Origin of the sequence: Aurantimonas sp. A3-2-R12, assembly GCF_036016755.1 — a bacterium.
GTDB lineage: Bacteria > Pseudomonadota > Alphaproteobacteria > Rhizobiales > Rhizobiaceae > Aurantimonas > Aurantimonas coralicida_A.
In genome coordinates this window covers 128478-151217 of the sequence record NZ_JAYXIH010000001.1, presented here as the reverse complement: position 1 = coordinate 151217, position 22740 = coordinate 128478, and the positions used below count along the sequence as shown (strand labels likewise).

22 protein-coding genes and 1 pseudogene are annotated in these 22740 nt (G+C 62.5%); 10 read left to right on the top strand and 13 right to left on the bottom strand.

The genetic code is table 11. The annotated features are described in order from the left end of the window. Positions 1-6 precede the first annotated feature (6 nt). Complete coding sequence (locus VSX60_RS00700; protein WP_327622188.1) at positions 7-585, bottom strand: hypothetical protein; 579 nt, start codon at positions 583-585, stop codon at positions 7-9. 226 nt (positions 586-811) lie between these two features. On the opposite strand from VSX60_RS00700, the gene VSX60_RS00695 reads away from it, so the two are divergent. Further along, positions 812-1036, top strand: coding sequence for a hypothetical protein (locus tag VSX60_RS00695; RefSeq protein ID WP_327622187.1), 225 nt, complete (start codon positions 812-814; stop codon positions 1034-1036). Positions 1037-1154: 118 nt separating this feature from the next. After that, positions 1155-1745, top strand: a complete 591-nt coding sequence (locus VSX60_RS00690; RefSeq protein WP_327622186.1) for a lysozyme inhibitor LprI family protein — start codon at positions 1155-1157, stop codon at positions 1743-1745. On the opposite strand, the gene VSX60_RS00685 is transcribed toward VSX60_RS00690, so the two are convergent. The 3 genes from VSX60_RS00685 to VSX60_RS00675 form a co-directional block, all read right to left on the bottom strand. Then, a complete protein-coding gene (locus VSX60_RS00685; RefSeq protein WP_327622185.1) occupies positions 1742-3505 on the bottom strand; it encodes a phage terminase large subunit family protein in 1764 nt (587 codons plus the stop codon). The genes VSX60_RS00690 and VSX60_RS00685 overlap by 4 nt on opposite strands. Next, positions 3498-3959, bottom strand: coding sequence for a hypothetical protein (locus tag VSX60_RS00680; protein ID WP_327622184.1), 462 nt, complete (start codon positions 3957-3959; stop codon positions 3498-3500). Before VSX60_RS00680 ends, VSX60_RS00685 begins: the two co-directional genes overlap by 8 nt. 396 nt (positions 3960-4355) lie before the next feature. Then, positions 4356-6419: a DUF5906 domain-containing protein gene (locus tag VSX60_RS00675; RefSeq protein WP_327622183.1), complete on the bottom strand. Its 2064-nt coding sequence runs from the start codon at positions 6417-6419 to the stop codon at positions 4356-4358. Positions 6420-6916: 497 nt separating this feature from the next. On the opposite strand from VSX60_RS00675, the gene VSX60_RS00670 reads away from it, so the two are divergent. The 5 genes from VSX60_RS00670 (at position 6917) to VSX60_RS00650 (ending at position 13541) form a co-directional block, all read left to right on the top strand. After that, positions 6917-7531, top strand: a complete 615-nt coding sequence (locus tag VSX60_RS00670) for a rhodanese-like domain-containing protein (RefSeq protein ID WP_327622182.1) — start codon at positions 6917-6919, stop codon at positions 7529-7531. A 437-nt stretch (positions 7532-7968) separates the two neighbouring features. After that, positions 7969-10725: a cation-transporting P-type ATPase gene (locus VSX60_RS00665; RefSeq protein ID WP_327622181.1), complete on the top strand. Its 2757-nt coding sequence runs from the start codon at positions 7969-7971 to the stop codon at positions 10723-10725. Positions 10726-10823: 98 nt separating this feature from the next. Continuing rightward, on the top strand, positions 10824-11900 hold the full coding sequence (locus tag VSX60_RS00660; protein ID WP_327622180.1) for an NAD(P)-dependent alcohol dehydrogenase: 1077 nt from the start codon (positions 10824-10826) through the stop codon (positions 11898-11900). Positions 11901-12057: 157 nt separating this feature from the next. Next, a complete protein-coding gene (locus VSX60_RS00655) occupies positions 12058-12477 on the top strand; it encodes a c-type cytochrome (RefSeq protein ID WP_327622179.1) in 420 nt (139 codons plus the stop codon). A gap of 500 nt (positions 12478-12977) precedes the next feature. Then, complete coding sequence (locus VSX60_RS00650; protein ID WP_442873025.1) at positions 12978-13541, top strand: L,D-transpeptidase; 564 nt, start codon at positions 12978-12980, stop codon at positions 13539-13541. A gap of 223 nt (positions 13542-13764) precedes the next feature. Here the strand turns inward: VSX60_RS00650 and VSX60_RS00645 are convergent, their stop codons facing one another. The 4 genes and pseudogenes from VSX60_RS00645 to VSX60_RS00635 form a co-directional block, all read right to left on the bottom strand. Then, positions 13765-14262 (bottom strand): hypothetical protein, encoded by a 498-nt coding sequence (locus tag VSX60_RS00645; protein ID WP_327622178.1) that lies wholly within the window; start codon positions 14260-14262, stop codon positions 13765-13767. A gap of 82 nt (positions 14263-14344) precedes the next feature. Beyond that, a complete protein-coding gene (locus VSX60_RS00640) occupies positions 14345-15256 on the bottom strand; it encodes a multicopper oxidase family protein (protein ID WP_327622177.1) in 912 nt (303 codons plus the stop codon). A gap of 63 nt (positions 15257-15319) precedes the next feature. Beyond that, positions 15320-15757 (bottom strand): annotated as a pseudogene (locus VSX60_RS22520) (multicopper oxidase domain-containing protein); the annotation flags it as partial. Positions 15758-15939: 182 nt separating this feature from the next. After that, a complete protein-coding gene (locus tag VSX60_RS00635; protein ID WP_327622176.1) occupies positions 15940-16251 on the bottom strand; it encodes an ArsR/SmtB family transcription factor in 312 nt (103 codons plus the stop codon). Positions 16252-16337: 86 nt separating this feature from the next. Between VSX60_RS00635 and VSX60_RS00630 the strand changes: the two genes are divergently transcribed. Further along, positions 16338-16775: a YeeE/YedE family protein gene (locus VSX60_RS00630; RefSeq protein WP_327622175.1), complete on the top strand. Its 438-nt coding sequence runs from the start codon at positions 16338-16340 to the stop codon at positions 16773-16775. A 5-nt stretch (positions 16776-16780) separates the two neighbouring features. Then, on the top strand, positions 16781-17221 hold the full coding sequence (locus VSX60_RS00625; RefSeq protein ID WP_327622174.1) for a DUF6691 family protein: 441 nt from the start codon (positions 16781-16783) through the stop codon (positions 17219-17221). A 117-nt stretch (positions 17222-17338) separates the two neighbouring features. Here the strand turns inward: VSX60_RS00625 and VSX60_RS00620 are convergent, their stop codons facing one another. Then, entirely contained in the window at positions 17339-17674 is a 336-nt protein-coding gene (locus VSX60_RS00620; protein ID WP_327622173.1) for a c-type cytochrome, read from the bottom strand. Between the two features lie 499 nt (positions 17675-18173). Here VSX60_RS00620 and VSX60_RS00615 point away from each other — a divergent pair, with 499 nt between their 5' ends. After that, a complete protein-coding gene (locus VSX60_RS00615; protein WP_327622172.1) occupies positions 18174-19004 on the top strand; it encodes a DUF2189 domain-containing protein in 831 nt (276 codons plus the stop codon). 60 nt (positions 19005-19064) lie between these two features. Here VSX60_RS00615 and VSX60_RS00610 read toward each other — a convergent pair whose 3' ends face one another. The 4 genes from VSX60_RS00610 to ctaD are packed head-to-tail and all read right to left on the bottom strand — an operon-like array spanning position 19065 to position 22688. Further along, positions 19065-19466 carry a cytochrome C oxidase subunit IV family protein gene (locus tag VSX60_RS00610; protein WP_327622171.1) on the bottom strand — a complete coding sequence of 134 codons (402 nt, stop codon included), beginning with the start codon at positions 19464-19466 and terminating at the stop codon, positions 19065-19067. 9 nt (positions 19467-19475) lie between these two features. Further along, complete coding sequence (locus VSX60_RS00605; RefSeq protein ID WP_327622170.1) at positions 19476-20198, bottom strand: heme-copper oxidase subunit III family protein; 723 nt, start codon at positions 20196-20198, stop codon at positions 19476-19478. Positions 20199-20211: 13 nt separating this feature from the next. Then, positions 20212-20916, bottom strand: a complete 705-nt coding sequence (locus VSX60_RS00600) for a cytochrome c oxidase subunit 3 (RefSeq protein WP_327622169.1) — start codon at positions 20914-20916, stop codon at positions 20212-20214. Then, positions 20913-22688 carry a cytochrome c oxidase subunit I gene (gene ctaD, locus VSX60_RS00595; protein WP_327622168.1) on the bottom strand — a complete coding sequence of 592 codons (1776 nt, stop codon included), beginning with the start codon at positions 22686-22688 and terminating at the stop codon, positions 20913-20915. Before ctaD ends, VSX60_RS00600 begins: the two co-directional genes overlap by 4 nt. Positions 22689-22740: the final 52 nt, after the last annotated feature.

Below are 22740 nucleotides of genomic sequence, written 5' to 3'. Positions count from 1 at the left end.
GCATGGTCAGTTCACCGCGCCCCGCGAGTGCATCCGGTCCAGTACGTCGCCAAGGTCGATGGCGAGCACGGCACGCTGCGCGAATTTTGACAGGTCGTAGGTCAGCGAAGGCCCGCTACCGGCGGCCGGATTGTAGATGCGAGCGTCATGGACAACCGTGCCGCTGTCGCTGCGCAAAGACCAAAGTTCCAAAGTCCAGTTCGCGGCCCCCTCGACATAATTCTTGATGACCAGCGCGCCGGGCGAATAGCCGGGCGCTTCGCCGTCCTTCGCGTTCCACTGGTAGAGCGCCTTCGCGGCCATGTGGCAGGCCCGCGCATCGCGAAGGCCCATCTCGGTCATGCGGAGAAGGGTCGCGGCCACGAGGCACGTTGCGGGAGCATAGAGATACGCCTGGCGCGCTTCGGTCTCGCGATACGGCGCGAAAAGGTAGCCCTGCACAGCGAATTGCCGGAGTGCGGCGATCATCTTCGCCTTGTCTTCTCCCGGTTCCGCGACCGCTTCCGCAACGTCAGCGATAGTGAGGAAGTGGCCCGGATTTCGCGAGATCGGCTTCGAAATTAAGAGATGGTTGTTTTCGAGCATTGTCAGGACTCCCAAGGGTAAATCTTGGATGCCACGTTTACTCGGATTCGAAGCAATGTAAATGAGCAACTAAAGGTAGCTATAAGCAACCAAAGGGTCACAATGCGATATATTCTTGACCGGATGCCAGGTATCGGCTAGTTCTATTTGCGATCCGAGAGGGTCGACCGATAGCCAACGGGCCGGGCGGGGAACTGCCCGGCCCCCCCGGTAAAAGGACGAGCCAATGCAGAGCGAATTGAAACGGATGGAAGCCATTCGCTACGAAGCGAACCAGATTCTCGCGGAGGGGGCGACGAAGCGCTATCCGCTCTTGCTGTCGGTGCTGGCAGTGCGCCTGATGTTCCGCAAGGAGGGCGTTCCTTCGCCCGACGACGTGCTCGCCTTCGCGTCCGGCGGTAAGGTCAACATGACCATGGTGGACGACTGGCAATCACCATGGGGCTGCTGATTCGAATAGGAGTTTTCAGCACGTCAGAACGGTCGAGCTTCCTGACCCGCATTGTCTGGCAGAGGAAGGCCATGTAGCTTTTCCCGACGGCATTGGCGGGGGTAGAAAAATGGAATGGTTGGCTGGCTTCGTATTAGGATTTATTGCGGACCTTGTTCGATCCGCCTTCATTCCCGCCAGCACCGAGTGGTTTAATCGTTTCATTCCTTCTTCTCGTCAAAAAGCGAATGTCGAAGAAAATATTCTGACGCTCGACATAATGGAAAAACTGAAATCGCTAGGAAAAGACCCCGATCTAGTAAAGCACGCTCGCGATGATGCCACTCAATTCATGAGCGTCTTGTCCAGCCAACAAGAAGCGTTCGTCGAGACCGCGATAGAAATTATCGACAGCACCTTCATGACGCAGGCCGAAATGAATATGGAGGCAGGCCGCCGCGCGGACGTAGCGAAAAAGCAAATGGAGCGCGCTATTATCGCTTTGGAGCGTTCGGGCTGGATGAGCGAAGCCCAGACTTCCGCCCTGACAGAAACACAGGAACGTTGGGGGAAATACGCTCAAGCCCAAGCGGAGTTTGCCGCAGCCGAATTTGAGGGCGGTTCTATGGCTCCTCTTATTTTTGCCAGCGAATTGGAGTCTGCGACCGTGAGCCGAACAGGTGAACTGAAGCGCATGCTGGAAGAAATGCGTGAGCGCTATGGTGATTAGCGATCCAACCATGCGCTGCGGACCACGCTGGGCGGTTTCTTCGGCATTCGCGGCGACGCCAGTTCCTCTTCGCGCCGGTCGAGGTCGAGATTCACCAGTTGCCGGGCGGCGAGCGAGTAGGTCAAGCAATCCAACGCTTCGCCACGGCGGCCGGGGATGCGCTCGAATGCGCGGACCGGCTGACCACGATGATAGCGCACGACGCGCTTTTCACTGGCAAGCTGTTCAAACCAGGTCGCGTCGAGGCTATCGCTGAATCGGATCGTGCGGCCCGCCTGAAGACGGTTCATGATTTGACTTTTCGCCGCGTCGACGCCAACCAAAATCAAACGGATTTCCCGCACCTTTGACAGTTGCACAAGCGGCCGCTGGAAGCCGGCGACGCCCTTGCCAGCGAACACGCGGCGCACGGTGCGCGGTCGGCAGAACGCATAGACGGCGTCGGTGTGGCCGCCGGAGCCGGAGTCGACCACGGCCGCGTCGATCTTCAGAAGGCCACCGTTCGGATGCCGCCATGACCGTTTGAGGAGGTCGTCAACTTCCACCCATGTATCGGACGCGAGCGGCGAGCCCCACACGATTTCGTGACCCAGCACGAGCGCGTCGCCGTCCTTCGTCCATCCGGCCGTCGTGATCTCGATTCGATCGTCCTGGACGTCGAGGCCCGCCGTCACGACCAGGACTTCGGCTGGCAGACGGTCAAGACCGAACGGCTCCACGCGGTCGAGGAGGGAGTCGCCGTCCAGTTCCTCGCCAGCGTCGCGCCATGCCTCGCCCAGAACGGTGTTGACGAAGGTTTGCAGCGTCTGCGGGCTTTTCTTCGCCTCCAGGAACTCCGCTGCCAGCTTCGGCCATGCGGCGTTCGGCAACATCGAGATCAGCGCCGACACGCGGTAGCCGTGATGGCCGACGATCGCCGGCCGCGTCGCCCGCCACCGGCCGCCAGAGACGAAAGCCGCCTTGTCGTCTTCCTCGACGATGCCGCCGCACGCGGGGCACGCCCAATGAGCCGTCTCGGGCCGGTCTGGGAGCCAGTGAATGTCCTTCCACCGAAGTTCGGCCCGCTCGCCGCACGCCGGACAGGCGCACTCATAGACGCGCTGATCCGACTTTTCATAGGCTCGCAAGATGCGCGACGTAGACTCGTGAACGGGCGTCGAGCCCATAACGATTTTTCTATTGCTGAAGGTCGCCGTCCGGCGTTCGGTGAGCGCCACGGGATCGCCCTCGCCGCGCACGTCGACTTCGAAGGCGTCCACTTCGTCTAGGAGCAACACGCGGGCGGTATGGCCGCGAAGGTTGCGAGGCGCGCGGGCCGAAACCAGCTTCAGCGACCCACCGGGAAAGCGACGGCTGTAGAGCGTGTCGCGGTCGTTCATGTTCGACGTGAGCGCGGACCGAAGCGCCGGGGACTCGGCGAACACCGGCTCGATGTTTCCGACCATCAAATCGCGGCAATCTTGTTCGGCGGGCAGGACAACTAAGACGGGGCCGGGATCGTTCGCGGTGAAATGGCCCAGCGTCGCGACGAGGAGCTGAGTATAACCGACGCGGGCGGACTTCAGCATCGTGATGCGCTCGACGGCCGGGTCACCCATGCTCCTGGCAATGTCCACCTGATGCGGCCATAGGCGCATTCGCCCCGGATGCGCGGCCAGGCTCGCCGGCAACACGACGTTCGCCTCCACCCAATCGGCGAGGTCGAGGCGCTGGGGCGGCCGGAGCGCCTGCATGGCGGCACGGCGGATATGATCAAGCATCTGCCAGCGCCTCCAATGCGGACCGGATTTCGTGGTCGAGCCGTTCGCGGTCTAGGTCTGGCAGCCGCGACGGAATTGCGAGCACGGCCGCGCGCACGTCGGTCAGGATCGACTCCCATTCGGCCTTCACGTCGGCGGCCGCAACGAGTTCGCCGCGCGCGACGGCGTTGCGGTGCGCTTCTCGGTCGGCTTGTTCTCGCACAAGGCGGCGTCGTTCGTCGGCGAGCGCCGGGTCGGCCGACTTCCTGCCCACGGGATTTTCCCGGAGATAGGCGATATACCCTCGCACGGCAGCGCGGCGTTCGAAGCGGCCCTTCGACACACGGGGGATGTGACCGCTACGGGCAAGCATGAGCACCCGGTTGACGGACAGGTCGAGAAGGTCCGCCAATTCGTCCGTGGTGATTGGTTGCTTACCCACAGTGCCTACCAGGGCTTCGATGTCAGCTTCCACGGTCATTTTAAAATCTCGATTCCTAAATTCTCTCACACGGGGATAGACCGGCGATCCGCGCTCCCCCCGACGGCCACCACCCTCCAAGGACCCGTTCCCTCCCAGCATGGGGGTGGTCCAGACGGTCCACACGGCGGTCCAATAGCCCAGCCTCGCAAGTCATTGATTTCATTGGCTGGTCCAAACGGTCCAATTGGTCCGATAGAATCCGGTCAATTCCCCTAGGGATTGCACGAGTCATGCCCTCACGATCAGTCGTCGATTGCCATAGAACTGTAAAACCCATTGGACCGTTTGGACCGTCTGGACCAGAAGGATTAACCAACGGATTTCGCTGACGAATTCCGGTCCAATCGAAGCCGCCCGTCTTCCCGGTCATCTGGACCGTTTGGACCGTCATTCGTCATCCCCCCAATCGACGGGTGCGCCCAGCCACTCGACGAACTCGGCGCGGCACTCACGCAACGGCGGGAAGACGTAGAAGCGCGGGCGCTGTCCGCCATCCACGCGGGGGCGAGTTTCGCTCAAGCTGGGAAGCATCTTCCGCAACTCGATACCGAACTGCCGAGAGTTCACCGCGTCGCCCTGGTGGCGGTTTTCCCGGATGAAGGATTCGTATCGGCCCCGAATGCCGTCGCGGTTCGCCGTGACGGTCTCTTCCCAATCATCGAAGTCGCCGATGTCGCCCTTGTGCAGGAACTCGAACCACCAGCGCTCGACGCCGCGAAGCGTGTTCAGCTTCTGGTCGCGAAGGGCTTCGGTCTGCGGCACGTCGCGAACGTTGAAATCGGACAGGTCCACGTCGAGCAAATGGGCCAGGAATCCGGCCGGGCCGTCACCTTCGATCTCGGCATAGAGCGCCGTGAAATAGTCGTCGTCGCGGATGCGGGAATCGCTCACGTCGAACACGGCATAGCGCCGCTCATCATTCGACGCCGGGACGGCCCATGCTTCGTTCGTGGTCATGATCAGACGAAGGAAGGAGTCGACCGTCACCGTGTCGATACCCTTCCGCTCAATTGGAAGCGTTTCCGACGTGATCAGCGATTGCAGCGTCCCTTTTTTGTCGTGCGCACCGGACCAGAACGCCTCTTCCACATGGCCCAGGATCGCCGTGGCGAACGGCGCGTTGAAACGTTGGGTGAGCGCGTCCGCGCGGTTGACGTGCGCGACGTGCCGCTTGCCGACGATCCGCCGGAGCGCGACCGCCAGGGTGTCTTTGCCAGCGCCCTTGCCGCCCTTGAAGACCAGCGCCACGCCGGGCTTTCGGCCGGCATTTTGCACCATGTCCGCCAGCCATCCGATGATGTAGCGGGCATGGGCACGATCGCCGTTAGCGAGCACGTCGCGGATATGGTCAAGGATCAGGGCGCAAGAGGCGTCCGGGTCCGGCTCGACGGCCCAGCCCGTCCACAGATTGAGCGCCGTGCGCGATGCGCTGCCAGTCGGATCGAAAACGATTTCGGAGAACTGGCGACGGCGCGGGTCGCGAAGCCAATGGCGCGACGCCGGTTCCATCCGCTTGCCGTCGAGCGTCGGCACAAGGTCGTTGGCGAACAGAGTGTGCAGGTCATCGACTCCCCCAAGGTGGAAGCCGTCACGATGGAACTCGACGACCAGCGTGCGCCCGGCATGGCGGGCGAGCGCGAACCGCTCATTGACGCGCGTCGTGATCGCATCGGCCGGAGGCGTGCCGACCAGATCGTCAATGTCCGGGTCGTCGAAACGGGGAGACGGCGCGCGCGCCCATGCGCGATCAATCGCCCGCTCGCCTTCCTTCGCCACATGGGCGGCCGCGTCCGGCTCTTCCTCGATAGCGGCGATGAAGTCTTCCTTCGTGCCGCCGCTCAACTTGATCTTCCGGGCGAGGCGGTAAAGGACGCCGCTGCCCGACTCGTCCTGCTTCCGTCCGGCGAAGGCCGGACCGGCGACATGAACCAGCCAGCGAAGGTCGTTGAGCCCGACAACGCGGAGATGCCGCACGCCGACAAGATCGCCCAACGCCTCGGCCGTGACGGCGTAGTAGCGGCCGCCAAGATCGAGCGCCATCTCGCAATGCTCGCCCTTGTTGAAGGCAATGCGATGTTTCGGCCCCATCGACTCCCGGTCCGCGTCGCGCACGAGGAAGAAGAGCTTGACGCCTTTGCCGCTGGGGCTGATCTCGGCATATGTGCTGAAAAGATAGACGACCTCTTCGGCCCAGCCTGCCAGCGCGTCGCCGTCAAGACAGGAGTCGAGGTCCACGCCGCAAAGGTGGAAGCCGTTGCCAAGATCGCCCAGCATGACGCCGATGCTGCCCTTGATCTTGGACGCGTAGCGTATGGCGGCCGCGCGCGTCGCCCATGTCGACGGGTCGTCGCTCTTCGCCCGGCGACCGGTCGCGGGGCTGTAGGGAACCTTGGTCGGCTTTCCTTCGCGAAGCTCCGTTTTCCACGAAACCCACTGCCGTTCATCGTTCAAATCGTCGAGCGTCCGAACGTGCAAATGCGTTGTATTCGCTGAAGAATTTTGGTAAGCATGGGCGGTCATTGCGGTGCTCCGTGATGGTGCTTCATGGGGAATTTCCTCTGTTGCATTTGCCCCTGTAAGGCTCGGCTATAGCGCCGCTCCGGTTCGTCCCCGGAGCGGCGTTTCTCGTTGTGGAATTTGCTGTGAGGAATTTGCTGCGCATCTTGCTGTACAAATTGCAGCGCGAGCAGGTGCTAAGTAATTGAAATATATAGACTACTGAAACTGTCTGGCGGACACCCCATCCGCCATTGTCTCGATAAACGTTCAGCGCGAATTCCCACTGAAATGCAAACGGCGCGGCTCTAACAAGATCGAGTACCGGGTCCGCGCCAACAACGACGATTGCTCCATCGACACCTCACCCGTTTCCGATCCGCCAGCTACTCAGCCAACCTCCACATCATATGCAAACCCTGCTATCTGTTTGGCGTTCAAGGGAGGAACACATGGTGAGACATATTACTGCGAGTTTCGTCGCTGCCGGAGTCGCGCTGGCGGCGCTTGCCGGAACGGGCGCCGCGGAGGAGCTGACGGTCGGGATCGCGCGCGACATGCCAAGCGTGACCGTTGACACCGAGGACGGCCCGGTCGAAATCCGCCGAATCCAGGATCAGGACCACGAAATCACGGGCGAATTCGCGAAGACGTCGCGCGCCTGTCCGCCATTTTGCATACAGCCGATTGCACCGGCGGAAGGGGTGACAACAATCGGGGAGCTTGAATTGATCGAAATGCTCATGGACCCGGACGCGATCGTCGTCGACAGCCGGACGATCGATTGGTTCCTGGGTGGATCGATTCCGGGCGCGATCAGCCTGCCCTACACGCAAGTGGGCGACAGGCTGACCGAACTTGGTTGCGAGCCGGATTTCGACGGCTGGGACTGCGCGAATGCCGAGAGCGTCGCGTTGTTCTGCAACGGGCTGTGGTGCGGCCAGTCGCCAACCGCTATTCGCGCTATGATCGCCGCCGGCTATCCAGCGGAGCGCATTTTTTACTATCGCGGTGGCATGCAGAGCTGGCGAGTTCTCGGCCTTACGGTGACCAGCCAGGGCGACTAGCGTCGGGAAGAAGGGCGACGCTGCTCTCCCATTCTCCGTGGCGGTTCCAGATACGTCTATGTGACCCGGACGCCGCCAAAGATTCACCGCGCGCACCGGCCGGACGCGGCGACGCGGTTGGCGGAGCGCGAGGTCGGCCTTGCACAGTAGCCTGCAAAGCCCATCCTCGCAGATTTCCTGGGTGTCGACATTGACACCGAGATACCTCATTCGATCGCTGGCGATCGGCCGATCAGGCAACATCAGCGAGACTTTGACGCCGAAACGTCGATATCCTGACCGGCATGCCGTGCACGCGGCGCCGGTCGCGTGCCGCAATGATACCGTCCCCGTCTCGGGAAGTCTCATGAGACGCTGGCCAGCAGCATCGGCCGTGGTATCGCTTCAATAGCGAACGTGGCCTCAGCCAAGCCGACAAGCATCCGGAGCGACCGAGAATGGAGAATCGTGAGCCCCCTCACCGGCAACAGCGGGATAACGCGGCCAAGCTGAAGGGCAAAGCATTCGGCGACGAGGACGTCGTCTGGCATGCGCTCGACCCGGCGGCGGCGCTGGAGCAGGCCGCCGCACGATCTGAGGGGCTTTCGGCGGCTGAGGCGGCGGTGCGGCTGGGCCAGTTCGGTCCCAATGCATTGCCCGAACCGTCGCGACGCGGGCCGCTCGCCCGCCTGCTCGCGCAGTTCAACAATCTCCTCATATACGTTCTGATCGCGTCCGGAATCGTAACGGCGTTGCTCGGCCACTGGACCGATACGCTGGTAATCTTCGCCGTCGTCATTCTCAACGCCGTCATCGGCTTCTGGCAGGAAGGGCGGGCCGAGGATTCGCTCGCCGCCGTGCGCTCGATGCTCTCGGCGCACGCCTCGGTACTGCGCGACGGCACGCGGGTGACCTTGCCGGCGACCGATCTGGTTCCCGGCGACGTGGTGCTCTTGGAAGCTGGCGACCGGGTGCCGGCCGATCTGCGGCTTCTCGACACGCGTGGGCTTCGCGCCCAGGAGGCGGCCCTGACCGGTGAGTCGGTGCCGGTGGTGAAGGATACGGTGCCGGTCTCCCACAATGCATCGCTGGGAGACCGCGACTCGATGGCGTTTTCCGGCACGCTCATCACGTCAGGTCGTGGTGTTGGGCTCGTCGTCGCGACGGGCTCTCGCGCCGAGATCGGGCGGATCGGCGCGATGCTGGAGGGCATCGAGGAGATCACCACGCCGCTGCTACGACAGATCGATCGCTTCGCCCGCTGGCTGACACTCGTCATCCTCGCCGCCAGCGGTGCCGTCTTCGCCTTCGCGGTGCTGGCGCGCGGCTATGCGCCGCAGGATGCCTTTCTGGTCATGGTGGGCATGGCCGTCGCCGCGATCCCGGAAGGATTGCCGGCCGTTTTGACTATTACGCTTGCGCTCGGGGTGCAGCGTATGGCGCGACGGCACGCGATCATCCGCAAGCTGCCAGCCGTCGAGACGCTGGGTGCCGTTTCCGTCATCTGCACCGACAAGACCGGTACGTTGACGCGCAACGAGATGGTGGTGCGCGCGGTCGTCATCGAAGCGGATGGCGAAGCAATCGCGGTCACCGGCGACGGCTATGCCCCCGACGGCGAATTGCGCGGCGCGGGGGCGCGATCGACCTTTGACCAGACCGATGCGCTTCGTGGCTTCGCGCGCGCCGCCTTGTTGTGCAACGACGCCCAGCTGCATCGCGGCGACGATGGCGCGTGGAGCGTCGCCGGCGACCCGATGGAGGGTGCCCTCCTCGCTCTCGCCCACAAAGCCGGTCTCGATCCCATCGCCGAGCGAGCCCGCCATCGCCGGCTCGATGACATCCCCTTCGACGCGGCGCACCGGTTCATGGCGACGCTCAATCAGGATGGCGCCGGCGGCAACACTATTACCGTCAAAGGCGCGCCGGATCATGTCATCACGCTCTGCGCGAACCAGATCGCTGGTGACGGGGTCGCGCCGCTGGAGCATGAGGCATGGTTGAAGCGGATCGACGCATTGGCCCGCGAGGGCCAGCGCGTGCTGGCCTTTGCCGTCAAATTCGTCGGCGACCAAGCAACGCTGGGCATGAACGACATGGCGAAGGGCTTCACCCTGCTCGGCATTGCCGGCTTCATCGACCCACCGCGTCCGGAAGCCATCGAAGCGGTCGCCGACTGCGCCCGCGCCGGCATCGACGTCAAGATGATCACCGGCGATCATGCGGTCACAGCGCTCGCTATCGCCGGCCAGCTCGGGCTCAATACGCGCAACGGCGTTTTGACCGGCAACCAGATCGAGGCGATGGACGACGAGGAGCTACGTCGTCGCGTCGCGGATGTCGATGTGTTCGCCAGAGCCGCGCCGGAGCACAAGCTGCGGCTCGTCGAAGCGCTGCAGGCTTGTGGCAAGGTCGTTGCCATGACCGGGGACGGGGTCAACGACGCCCCTGCCCTCAAGCGCGCGGATGTCGGCGTCGCGATGGGGATCAAGGGCACCGAAGCCGCCAAGGAGGCCGCGCGGGTGGTGCTGGCCGACGATAATTTCGCCTCGATCGTTGCCGCCGTGCGCGAGGGGCGCACGATCTACGACAACATCCGCAAGGTCATCGCCTGGACGCTGCCGACCAATGGCGGCGAGTCGCTGGTGATCGTCGGGGCGATCCTTCTGGGCTTCGTGCTGCCGGTTTCGCCCGTACAGATCCTGTGGATCAACATGGTGACGGCCGTCGCGCTCGGCCTGACCCTGTCCTTCGAGCCAGCCGAGCCGTCGGTGATGGAGCGGCGGCCGAGGCCGGGCAACGCCTCGCTGCTCGACATGGAAATGGTCTGGCGGATCGTCCTGGTTTCCATCCTGTTCGCGGGCGCCGTCTTTGCTCTCTTCTTCTGGTCGATCGAACGCGGCGACGAGTTGGCCTACGCTCGAACCCTCGTTGTCAACCTGATCGTCGTCATGGAGATCTTCTATCTGTTTTCCGTGCGCTATCTGCACCTGACCTCGCTGACCTTCACCGGTGTCGTCGGCACCCCGGCGGTGCTGCTCGGCGTCGGCCTGACCGTCATCCTGCAACTGGTCTTCACCTACGCACCCTTCATGCAGGCCGTGTTCGAGACGCGCCCGATCGCACTGGCCGATGGAGCGATCGTCATCGGCATCGGCGTCGGGTTGCTGCTGCTTCTGGAAGCGGAGAAAGTGGTGCGGCGTCGCCTCTTGTGACCGCCCGACTGCTGACCACCTCTTGACCTCGATCAACGCGGCAATCCCCGCGGCGTGAGCACCTATCCGACACGGACAAAACGGAAAGGGACAAGGCCATGCCAGAGAAGATGCGAGCGACAATTTTCATCGAGCCGGGCCGGATCGCGCTCGGCGAAAAGCCGATTCCGGATGTCGGCGCGAACGACGCGCTACTGCGCATCACCACGACGACGATCTGCGGCACCGACGTTCATATCCTCAAGGGCGAATACCCTGTCGAGAAAGGCCTGACCATCGGTCACGAGCCTGTCGGAATCATCGAAAAGCTCGGGTCGAACGTCAAGGGCTACCAGGAGGGACAGCGGGTCATCGCCGGCGCCATCTGCCCCAGCGGCTATTCCAACGCTTGCCTGTGCGGCCAGCACTCCCAGGATGGTCAGAGCCACCCGCACGGCTACAAGCCGATGGGCGGCTGGCGCTTCGGCAACACGATCGACGGCACGCAGGCCGAATATGTCCTGGTTCCGGACGCGATGGCCAACTTGGCGCCGGTTCCGGATGAGCTGACCGACGAGCAGGTGCTGATGTGTCCCGACATCATGTCCACCGGCTTCGGCGGTGCCGAACGGGGCAACATCCAGATCGGCGACATCGTCGTCGTCTTCGCCCAAGGGCCGATCGGCCTCTGCGCGACGGCGGGCGCCAGAATGCGCGGCGCCGGCCTGATCATTGGGGTCGACACGGTTCCCGAACGCCTCGACATCGCCAAGAAACTCGGCGCCGACGTCGTCATCGACTTCAAGACGGCCGATCCCGTCGACGAGATCATGAAGATCACCGGCGGACGCGGCGTCGACGTTGCGATCGAGGCGCTCGGCACGCAGAAGACCTTCGAAAGCTGTCTGCGCGTTCTGCGGCCGGGCGGCACGTTGTCCAGCCTCGGCGTCTATTCCTCCGATCTCACCATCCCGCTCGGTGCGTTCCACGCCGGGCTAGGTGACAACACCATCGTCACCTCGCTGTGTCCCGGCGGCAAGGATCGCATGCGCCGCCTGATGAACGTGATCGAATCCGACCGCGTAGACCTCGGCGCGTTGGTCACCCACCGCTACGGCCTCGACCAGATCGAGGAGGCTTACGAGCTGTTCGCCAACCAGCGCGACGGCGTGCTCAAGGTCGCTATCACGCCATAGGGCCGCCGAGCGGATCAGGGCGCAAGCTTCAACGCGTCGCTCGGATCCAGCCGCTCGGATGCGAGGCCGAGTTGGAGTGGTGCGGACCAAAGAGACCTTGACCTCACCGGCCGGGGTCCCCTACCCGGTCGGACATCGGCAGAGCAGAGGATCCCTGATGAAAAATCGCGCGCTCATTCTCACGATCGTTCTCGTGGTCACGGCCCTTGCCATCTGGTGGCGTCTCGACGGTCGCGGCGCGGACGAGGCCGGCCTGGGGGCGGCGCTGGCGGACGTGACCGTGCCGGAACTGAGCGCCGTCGAAACGAGGGGCGAGGCGCTTTTCAATACGAACTGCGCAACCTGCCACGGAACCAGCGCCGCAGGAAAAAGCGGCACGGCCCCTCCCCTTGTCCATAAGATCTACGAACCTAACCATCACGCCGACGCGGCTTTCCAACTGGCCGTGCAGAACGGCGTGCGTGATCATCACTGGGGCTTCGGCAGTATGCCGCCGATCGAAGGGATATCGCCGAAGAGCGTCAGCCAGATCGCCGCCTATGTCCGCGCGCTACAACGCGCCAACGGGATCGAATAATCCCGAAGCGGCCAGAATTCGCGAAATTCACGATTCATTGATGTGCTTGGATAGGGAATACTTAAGCAGGTACTGTTACCGTGCGGCGCATGAGGCTGTTGTTCCTTATCCTAATCGTGACGATATTGGCGGCGACGCCTAAAGGCATCGCGGTCGCCGTGGCCGGGAATGCCGCCCATGGCGGCTCGATCGTCGCGAATGTTTTGTCGGCAACGGCTGATGACGGCGACGGTGTCGCCGCGGCCGCGGATTGCTGCGACAACGAAATCAGGGCTTGGCACGGGGCGCCCCACTGTCCCTTGGATTGCGGGGCCACCCTGTCCGCAATCACTGCTGTGATCCCTGGCGACGGACGGGAAAGCCTTTTCGTCCCCGTCTTCTCTGGCGCTTCAGGAAGCCGTACTGGCTTATTCCGTCCTCCGATCAGCTGACGTCCCCGCTTCGGACATCCACTGCGGTGTTCCGCTCCCTTCGACGACTAGATGATCAGGATGACGAAAATGCTCTCAAGACGTGCTCTTCTTCTGGCTGGCTTTGGCGGCTTGCTGACGTCCGCGATGCCGGCTCTGGCCCACGGTCCCCGCAAGGCATTCCAGCTCAATCCGAAATACCTGCCCCAAACCGTGAAGTTCGGTGGCTACCAAGCGGGCACGATCGTGGTCGATCCGCGCAACCATTTTCTCTACCTGGTTCTCGGCGATGGTCTGGCGCGACGCTACGGCGTCGGTGTCGGCAAGGCGGGACGCGCCTTCAAGGGATCTGCGCGGATCGGACGCAAGGCCAAGTGGCCGAGTTGGACGCCGACCAAGAACATGATTCGCCGCGAGCCGGGCAAGTATGCACGCTATGCCAACGGCGTACCCGGTGGACCGAGAAACCCGCTCGGCGCGCGTGCGCTCTATCTCTATCGCGGCAAACGAGACACCTACTACAGGATCCACGGCACGACCGAGCCCTGGTCGATTGGACGGTCGGTCTCCAATGGCTGCATCCGGATGATCAACGATCACGTCATCGATCTCTATAACCGGGTTCCGACCGGCGCACGGGTGGTCGTCATCTAACCAAACCCGATTGTCGGCGGCCACGCGGCTCGAAAAGAGGTCGCCGGCACCCGGCGGAGTGCCGGGCGGGCCGCCACCGCGCGACGGCAAGAAGGCGACGCCCGCCAAGGAAGCGGATGTTGCCTCGGCCGTCGTGTCGGGAGACGAACGGCGCGCTTGGAAGGTCGGCCATCCTGTTTCGGTCAGGCACCGGACAGGGTCGCCGGCGAGCGTCGGAATGCGCTCATCGTCTTGTCGCGATTCTTGACGTGCCCAGGAGATTGCGCCGGGTCAGCTCGACGACCAGCAGCGGCACGACGATCCATTGAAGCAGCGGCGAGAGACCGGTTCCGAATGGCGGCACCAGCGGCATCAGCTCGGAATAGGACCAGCGGTTGGATATTTCGACGTAATAGAATTCGAGCCCGACGGTGATGGCGAGGCCGACGGCCAGGAAGACCAGAAACTGCCATGCCTTCTTGTCGATTATCCAATGTCGTGTGCGCGCCGCGAGCGACGTGATCCAGAAGGCGGCCAGGGCGATACCCACATCGCCGATGGTGGCGTAGGTGCATATCTTCACGCCCTCCCAGTGCCGAAGGTCCGCCATTCCTTCGAATGTCGGAATCTGCAGGAACTCCCAAATGAAATGGAAGGCGAAGGAGAACAGAGCGAGCGAGACCTCCGGAACCGCCCACAGCCCCTGCCTCGTGTCCCGCTGCTGCGGCTCTGACGTGATCATTCGGTCCCCTTGATCGGGTCGCTGGCGGTGCGGCCATGTGGGCCGCCGGTTCGAATGGCCCCGCCCCGGCTACCCTGATACGCTAAACTTGTGTCGTGAACTGCCCCATCATCCCGGCGTCTTCATGTTCCAAAATATGACAGTGAAAGACGAACGGCAGTCCCTCGCTGGTTTCGGCATCAATGGAAACCGCGAGTTCGGCCTCCCCGTTCACCAGGACGGTGTCCTTCCATCCCCGTTCCTCGGGGCGTGGTTCGCGGCCGCCGTTCCTCAAGACCTGGAACTTCGCGCCATGGACGTGGAACGGATGCGCCATCTGGTTGGCAACGACGGTCCAATGCTCCTGTGCGCCGACCGGCGTTGAAAAATCGACGCGGTCGATCTCGTAAGGTTTGCCGTTGATGGTCATCACCGGGGAGCCGCCGAGCAGACCGCGCACCATGTTCATCGGCCCCATGCCTTCGTCAAGGAGGAAACGACGCCGCGCGCCGGTTGCCGCGATGGCAACCATGGACCCCGGCAGGCGCTCCGGCAACGTGGTGACGGCGGCTTCCTGGCTGTCTTCGGGCACAAGCGTCAGGAGGACTGCGCTCCCGGCATCGCCGCCCATGCCGCCCATCATACCGCCCATGCCCATGGATGATTGCGATGCCGCCATAAGGCGGTCTTCGCCAAGCCTCAGGTCGACCAGTAGTTCAACGCGTTCGCCGGGTGCGATCAAGACCCTGCTCACTTCTACCGGCGCATCGAGCAGGCCTTGATCGACACCGATAAGGACGAGCGGCCGGCCGCTCTCGAGCGACAGATCGAAGGGACTCGAAGTCGCCGCATTGATTAAACGCAGCCGCACCAGACCGCGCGGCGCCTTGGCAATCGGCCGAAGCTGACCATTGACGAGCACCGCGTCGCCGCGAAAGCCGTGCATGACGTCCATCATGCCTGGTTCGTAGACCGCTCTGCCCGAACTATCGAAACGCTTGTCCTGCAGGATCAACACGAAATCGTCGACGCCGTAGGTCCTGGGAAGTTCGATGCCGGCCTCGTCGTCGTCCTGGAGGATCACGGCACCGGCCAACCCGGCATATACATCGGGCGCTGTGCGGCCGTGAACATGGGTGTGATACCAGTGCGTTGCAGCCGGTTGGTTGACTGGTAGCTCGACGTCACGGCCAGCGCCTGGAGCGGTTTCGGTGCCCGGGCCGCCATCCGCCGAACTGGGGACTGTCAGGCCATGCCAATGGAGGGTGATCGGTACATTGACGCCGTTCTCGATCCGAACCGGGATGTTCGTTCCGCGCCGCAGCAGAACCGTCGGCCCGAGGTAGGTTTGATTGAACCCCATGGTCGATGACGGAGCGCCGCCGGCGAAAACCGTCGTCCCAGCCGTAGCCTCGAGACGGATCGGGCCGGACCGCGCGTCCAGTAGCGGCGGAAGGCCAAGTTCCTCGCCGTCGGTCTGTCCCGCAGCCGCCTGGGCATTCGCAGCCGAGACCATGCCGGAAGTTGCCAGCCAGGCGAGAAGCGAGGAGCCGCTCATCAAAAGTTCACGTCGGTTCATATCAAATCTTTCTCAGGGCGGGACCGTCCGCTGATTTGCAGGATCGGCATCGCGCCTGAAGGCCCCGCCGCCGCCGCGCAGCGGGCCCTTGCGAGAACCGAATCGAGGAAGTGCTGGCGTCACGGTGCGGCGTGCCGCTTCCTGTGCGCACAGAATACATCATACAGGCTCGCCATGATCGCGCGAACTTCGTCGCTTGCGAGAGAGTAGAAGATCGTCTGGGCGTCACGTCGGGTGGTGACCAATCCACCAGCCCGAAGCTTTGCCAGATGCTGCGACAAAGCGGATTGGCTGAGGCCGACCTCCGATACGAGGACTCCGACCGACGCTTCGTCCTCGGCGAGCTTGCAAAGAATGCGTAGCCGATGGGCGTTGCCCATGAGTGCGAGAATGGCCGCCACGCCGGCGGCACGCGCATCCAACTCGGACATATTAGATTTGACTACTTTAGACATGATTCATATATGGGCTTCCTACGGCCACCAGTAAAGAGCCGATTGTCAAAGGGAACCGCGCGATGCCACCGTCCACCATGACCGAGTTCACCCCCTGGGCCTCCTTATTCGGAGGCGGGCTGATCGGCTTGTCAGCGGTCATGGTCATGGCATTCTTCGGCCGCGTCGCAGGCATTTCCGGGATAACTGTCGGCGCCTTGCCATCCATCCGCTCCGATTGGAGCTGGCGCTTGGCGTTCTTGATCGGCCTGGTGGCCGCGCCGCTCCTGCTCGTTCTTGCCACGGGTGAGCCGGTCGTACAGACCGTTTCCGACAATCTGGGCGTGATGATCCTGGCCGGGCTGCTGGTCGGTTTCGGGACGATCTGGGGCTCCGGTTGCACCAGCGGCCATGGTGTCTGCGGTCTGGCGCGGCTGTCGACGCGATCGCTTGTTGCGGTTGCGGCCTTCATGACGACCGCGTTCCTCACGGTCCTTTTCCTCCGGCACATACTCGGGTGACGATCATGCGATTTGTATTGGGACTTGTATCGGGCCTGGTCTTCGGCATGGGTCTGGTGGTTTCCGGCATGTCGGATCCCGCGAAGGTTCTCAACTTTCTGGATGTTTTCGGCTCATGGGACCCGAGCCTTGCCTTCGTCATGGGCGGCGCATCCCTGACCACCTTCGTCGGCTACCGGCTGATCTGGCGGCGTGAAAGGCCTTTGATGATGCCGCGTTTCGAGATTCCGACGCGCGCGGATATCGATGCGCCGCTTTTGACAGGCGCGGCGATATTCGGGATCGGCTGGGGAATCGGCGGCTTCTGCCCCGGCCCCGCCTGGACAGCCTTGCCGCTGGCTGCCCCGGGCACGCTTGCTTTCCTGCCGGCGATGGTGATCGGCATGCTGGCCGGCTTATGGATCTCATTGCGGCTGAGAGCCAAAAAGCCAAGATTTGCGACCTGACTTCACGCTGTAGCGCCGCAGACGTGTCTGGTAATTTTTGAACGAGCGGTCAAATCTCGGCGCGTACCGATATTGGCGTTAAGCGGCGGCAAACGAAGCGCGCCGCCGCGCCGCGCCTCACTTCGCGCTGTCGACTGGGGTCTTCAGATAGGCGATCAGATCCGTCATATCCGCGTCCGTCATCGACCACCGCGGCATCACTGGATCGAGGCGCTCGCCGCCGGGATCGATGCCGTCGGTGATGGCCCGTCGCAGCGTGTCGTCGGTATAGTCGTCATGATCGCCATGACTCTCGGTCGCGCCTTCCGTCCCGGCAGCCTCATCGTGCTCACCGAATAAAGCGGCGGCTGTCAGCGGTGGCGCCGACTGCCAGAAACGTGGCATCAGCCGCCCGCCACCCCGGTCCGCACCATGGCAGGCGACGCATCCGCCGCCGGCCATCATCATATGCATGCTTCCGCCCTGAGGCGCGATCGGCTGGCCCGAAGCACTGGTCGCGGTGAAATAAATTCGCTCGCCATTGCTTCGAAATTCGGACGGCCAAGCGCCGCGATCGGTCAAAGGGCCAGAGCCGAATAGCCGCACGCCCGCCAGCACGACAAGCAAAACCATTGCGATGCCGACTACTCTGACGATGCGCGACGATAAGGACCGATGTTGTCGAAGCATTTGGTGTCATTCTCCCGCATCAAAACCGCGTGACTGGCATCGGCATGTCTTATCCCTGGCGGACTGCCCCAGCAACGCTCCCGTTGCTCGGACTGACGATTATCACTTGAAATGGCCTGGCGGTCGATCATTCCGCTCGAATGGCGCAGGGGGCGACAAATCTGCCGCTGGGGCGTATGCTGATCAACGGTGCAGGTCGCGGTTTCGCGTGACCCAGTTGCGTACGCAAAACGGCAGCACCATGAACCGCGGCCATACCAGACCTGATTCAGGAGGAATGGTCATGGCCAATTTTCATGTTCTCGAAGGCGGCGAGAAAACCGTCGCTCGTCCCGTCGTGCGTCAGATTGAGATCGCGGACGTCTTCGACGCGCTGCGTCGCGGGTTCGACGATTTCTGGGAAAAACCCTCGCATTACGTGTTTTTGTGCCTGATCTACCCGGTGATGGGTTTGATCCTGATCACTTGGTCCTCGGGCGGCAATGCACTGCAGCTCATCTATCCGCTGATGTCCGGTTTCGCCCTCCTCGGTCCCTTGGCGGCGATTGGCCTTTACGAAATCAGTCGGCGGCGGGAACTCGGTCTCGATACGTCCTGGCTGCATGCGCTCGAGGTGCGCAACTCCCCCGCCATTCCGGCCATCATTGCCGTCGGTCTGTTGCTCCTCGGTCTGTTCATCGCCTGGATTTTCACGGCGCAGGCGCTCTATCAGTGGCTCTACGGTTCGGCGGAACCAGCCTCCATCACCGCGTTCATCTATGACGTCCTGACGACGGGCCGCGGGTGGGCCCTGATCATCCTCGGCAACTTCCTCGGTCTGCTGTTCGCCCTGGTCGTCCTCAGCACCACCGTCGTCGCATTTCCGCTGCTTCTCGATCGGGACGTGGGTGCCTATGCGGCCATTCAAACATCGGCGGAAGTCATGCTCGCCAACCCGGTCCCAACCATGCTGTGGGGATTGATCGTCGCGGCCGGCCTGCTCATCGGTTCGCTACCGCTTCTCGTCGGCCTGGCGATCGTCATCCCGGTTCTCGGGCATGCGACATGGCACCTTTACCGCAAGGCTGTTGTGCCGCCAGTTGCCGATGCCGAGAAGCGGGTCGCACCTCGCTGAGCTGTGCTCTGGAGCAGACCGGCGCGCCAGGCGCCGGTCTTCGGCAATGGGATAAGAGCCTTACGGGCCAACGCCGAAAAATGTTATGCGCGTCAGCAGCGTGTACTCGGATTCAAAAACCATCATCGCGGTAAACACGAGCACCGCCAGCGGCGGCAGCAGGATCGCATAGGTCAATGCCAACCGCTCCCAAGCGATGTGCATGAAGACGGCGACGATCAGCCCCGCCTTGAGCATCATGAACAGCAGGATCAGCGACCATCTGAGATAGCCCTGAAGGCCGGCGTAATCGACGAGATACGAAAACGCGCTGAGCACGAATAGGCTACCCCACACCACCAGATAGAGTCTGATGGGATGCTGCTGATGTCCTTCGGCGGCAGGCGCTTCCGCCGGAATGGGGTCGTGGGCATCGCCCGCCACTTCAGGATGGCCCCGGTTGTCCACTGTGATGTCGGTCATGTCCGCTCCTCACCAGAGATAGAAAAATGCAAAGATGAACACCCACACCAGATCGACGAAGTGCCAATAGAGCCCCATGATCTCGACGCTCTCGTACTGGCCTTTCCGGCTGGTGAAAAAGCCGCGCCGCCCGGTATCGTAATCGCCGCGCCAGACCTTGCGCGCGACGATCAGCAGAAAGATCACGCCAAAAGTGACGTGGGTGCCGTGGAAACCGGTGATCATGAAGAAGCTCGCGCCGAACTGCTCGGCGCCCCAGGGGTTGCCCCACGGACGGACGCCCTCCGAAATCAGCTTCGTCCACTCGAAGACCTGCATACCGACGAAGGTCGCGCCGAGCGCAGCAGTAAGAAGCAACAGGGCGGCGGTCTTCTTTCGCTGGCGCTGGTAGCCGCAATTGACCGCCATCGCCATGGTGCCGCTCGATGAGATCAGCACGAAGGTCATGATGGCGATCAGGATCAGCGGCAGATGCGCCCCCCCAATCTCGAGAGCGAACACTTCGCTCGCATTGGGCCATGGCACTCGCGTCGACATACGGGCGGTCATGTAGGACAAGAGGAACGTTCCGAAAATAAAGGTGTCGCTGACGAGGAAGATCCACATCATGGCCTTCCCCCAAGAGACGCCCTTGAAGGAGCGTTGATCGGAAGCCCAGTCCGCCAAAACGCCCCGCCATCCGGGCGGCTGGGGTCCGGAACCTGATGTGTGCGTCAACGCAGTTTCTGTCATCCGCCCGACCCTCCTAAATCAGCGATTGGCGGAACATATTGATGAAATCGGCAGGCCAGCCGGCCAGAAGAACGAAGACCGCCAACCACACGATGAGCAGGAAGTGCCAGTACATGGCGCAGAGGTCGACGCTGAGCCGAAGCTTCTGCGGTCCGTAAGACCCCCAGGCCCCGGCGATGGTCCTGCCTAGGGCCACCAATCCGCCGAGAATGTGAAGCCCGTGCAAACCGGTGATCAGGTAGAAGAAGCTGTTGGCGGGGTTACCGGCCAGGACGTATCCATCCGCCACCAGTTGCCGCCATGCGAGGAGTTGTCCGATCAGGAAAATGACGGCGGCGATGCCCCCGGCCGTCAGTCCTAGCCGGACCAGATGCCATTCGTCACTGCGAGCGGCGATCAGCGAAAATTGCAGCGCGACGCTGCTGAGGACCAGTACACCGGTGTTGAGCCACAATAGGCCGGGCATCGGCAATGGACGCCAATCCGACAGCTCCATGCGCATGAAATAGGCGCTGGCGAACAGCGCAAACAAAGCACCGATGACGGCGAGGAAAACGCCCAATCCGATCTTGGCTGTCGGAAGGGTGGATCGGTCGGAACCCTCAAATCCGCCAAGCGGACCTTGCTCGAGCCAGGGTTTGGCCGTCATTCGTTGGTGAGACAGCCACCAAGCGGCGAATCCGGCCATGACCAAGAGAAAGACCAGAATGACGCTCATCGCGGCGCCTCGGCGAGACCCAGGGCACCGGGATCGTTCTGTGCCAGAAAATCCTGCTCGGCGTTCGGAACGCTGTAATCGTAGGCCCAGCGATAGACCACCGGCAGATGCTTGCCCCAATTGCCGTGCGGTGGCGGCGTCTCGGGCGTCTGCCACTCCAAAGTGGTGGCCCGCCAAGGGTTGCCGCCAGCGTCCCGGCCGTTGCGAATGCTCCAGATCAGGTTGAAGAGGAAGACGATCTGGGCGAAGCCGACGATGAAGGCCATGACGCTGATGAAGGCGTTCAAGGTTTGGACCGAGTCGGGAATGAAGGCTGTTTCCCCCAATTCGGAATAACGCCGCGGGACGCCCACCAACCCCACGTAATGCATCGGAAAGAAGATCAGATAGGCACCGAGGAAGGTGACCCAGAAGTGGAACTGGCCGAGCACCTCGTTCAGCATTCGCCCGGTGACCTTCGGATACCAGTGGTAGATCGCCCCAAAGATCACCAGGATCGGCGCAACCCCCATGACCATGTGGAAATGGGCCACCACGAACATCGTGTCGGACAGCGGCACGTCAACGACCACATTGCCCAGGAACAGTCCCGTCAGGCCACCGTTCAGGAAGGTGACGATGAAGGCCAGGGCGAACAGCATCGGCAAGGTCAGATGAATGTCGCCCCGCCACAGGGTCAGCACCCAATTATACACTTTGAGGGCGGTCGGAACGGCGATGATCAGCGTCGTGGTGGCGAAGAAGAAGCCGAAATACGGGTTCATGCCGCTGACATACATATGATGGGCCCAGACGACGAAGCTGAGCGCGCCGATGATGACGATCGCCCAGACCATCATGCGATAGCCGAAGATGTTCTTGCGCGCGTGCGTCGAGATCAGGTCGGAGACAATGCCGAAGGCCGGCAGCGCGACGATGTAGACCTCGGGATGACCGAAGAACCAGAACAGGTGCTGGAACAGGATCGGACTACCGCCGCCATAGCTGAGTTGCTCGCCCATCTCGACCAGCGCCGGCATGAAGAAGCTGGTGCCGAGCACCCGGTCGAACAGCATCATCACCGAGGCGACGAAGAGCGCCGGAAAGGCGAACAAAGCCATTACCGTGGCGGTGAAGATGCCCCACACCGTCAACGGCATCCGCATCAAGGTCATGCCTCTGGCGCGGCCCTGGAGGACGGTCACGACATAGTTCAGGCCGCCCATGGTGAAGCCGATGATGAACAGGATCAGCGAGACCAGCATCAGAATGATGCCGGCGCCCTGACCGCCCGGCGTGCCGCCGAGGATGGCCTGCGGCGGATAGAGCGTCCAGCCGGCGCCGGTCGGACCGCCGGGTGCGAAGAAACTGACGACCAGCACGAGCACGGCGAGGAGATAGATCCAGTAGCTCAGCATATTGGCGTAGGGAAAGACCATATCCCGCGCGCCGACCATCAACGGAATCAAGTAGTTGCCAAATCCACCGAGGAACAGCGCGGTCAACAGATACACCACCATGATCATGCCGTGCATGGTGACGAACTGGTAGTAGGCTTCCGGCGTGATGAAGTCGAAGGTGCCGGGAAAGCCGAGTTGCAGCCGCATCAGCCATGACAGCACCAGGGCGACGAGCCCGATGGCGAGAGCTGTGGACGAATATTGGATGGCGATGATCTTGGCGTCCTGCGAAAAGACGTATTTCGTCAACCAGCTTTTCGGGTGGTACAGTTCGACATCCGCGACTTCGGCGGGCGGGATCGCTTCGCCGCCGCCTGACGTGACATCGACCATCGCTCTGCCTCCCTGTTCCGTCCGGCGCACCCTGTTGTCCTGCCCCGGGTTG

What these genes read in the sequence shown, in the direction of transcription:
- VSX60_RS00700 (WP_327622188.1), bottom strand. Translation starts at nt 585, where the DNA reads ATGCTCGAAAACAACCATCTCTTAATTTCGAAGCCGATCTCGCGAAAT.
- VSX60_RS00695 (WP_327622187.1), top strand. Translation starts at nt 812, where the DNA reads ATGCAGAGCGAATTGAAACGGATGGAAGCCATTCGCTACGAAGCGAAC.
- VSX60_RS00685 (WP_327622185.1), bottom strand. Translation starts at nt 3,505, where the DNA reads ATGCTTGATCATATCCGCCGTGCCGCCATGCAGGCGCTCCGGCCGCCC.
- VSX60_RS00670 (WP_327622182.1), top strand. Translation starts at nt 6,917, where the DNA reads ATGGTGAGACATATTACTGCGAGTTTCGTCGCTGCCGGAGTCGCGCTG.
- VSX60_RS00665 (WP_327622181.1), top strand. Translation starts at nt 7,969, where the DNA reads ATGGAGAATCGTGAGCCCCCTCACCGGCAACAGCGGGATAACGCGGCC.
- VSX60_RS00660 (WP_327622180.1), top strand. Translation starts at nt 10,824, where the DNA reads ATGCCAGAGAAGATGCGAGCGACAATTTTCATCGAGCCGGGCCGGATC.
- VSX60_RS00655 (WP_327622179.1), top strand. Translation starts at nt 12,058, where the DNA reads ATGAAAAATCGCGCGCTCATTCTCACGATCGTTCTCGTGGTCACGGCC.
- VSX60_RS00650 (WP_442873025.1), top strand. Translation starts at nt 12,978, where the DNA reads ATGCTCTCAAGACGTGCTCTTCTTCTGGCTGGCTTTGGCGGCTTGCTG.
- VSX60_RS00645 (WP_327622178.1), bottom strand. Translation starts at nt 14,262, where the DNA reads ATGATCACGTCAGAGCCGCAGCAGCGGGACACGAGGCAGGGGCTGTGG.
- VSX60_RS00635 (WP_327622176.1), bottom strand. Translation starts at nt 16,251, where the DNA reads ATGTCCGAGTTGGATGCGCGTGCCGCCGGCGTGGCGGCCATTCTCGCA.
- VSX60_RS00630 (WP_327622175.1), top strand. Translation starts at nt 16,338, where the DNA reads ATGCCACCGTCCACCATGACCGAGTTCACCCCCTGGGCCTCCTTATTC.
- VSX60_RS00625 (WP_327622174.1), top strand. Translation starts at nt 16,781, where the DNA reads ATGCGATTTGTATTGGGACTTGTATCGGGCCTGGTCTTCGGCATGGGT.
- VSX60_RS00620 (WP_327622173.1), bottom strand. Translation starts at nt 17,674, where the DNA reads ATGCATATGATGATGGCCGGCGGCGGATGCGTCGCCTGCCATGGTGCG.
- VSX60_RS00615 (WP_327622172.1), top strand. Translation starts at nt 18,174, where the DNA reads ATGGCCAATTTTCATGTTCTCGAAGGCGGCGAGAAAACCGTCGCTCGT.
- VSX60_RS00610 (WP_327622171.1), bottom strand. Translation starts at nt 19,466, where the DNA reads ATGACCGACATCACAGTGGACAACCGGGGCCATCCTGAAGTGGCGGGC.
- VSX60_RS00605 (WP_327622170.1), bottom strand. Translation starts at nt 20,198, where the DNA reads ATGACAGAAACTGCGTTGACGCACACATCAGGTTCCGGACCCCAGCCG.
- VSX60_RS00600 (WP_327622169.1), bottom strand. Translation starts at nt 20,916, where the DNA reads ATGAGCGTCATTCTGGTCTTTCTCTTGGTCATGGCCGGATTCGCCGCT.
- ctaD (WP_327622168.1), bottom strand. Translation starts at nt 22,688, where the DNA reads ATGGTCGATGTCACGTCAGGCGGCGGCGAAGCGATCCCGCCCGCCGAA.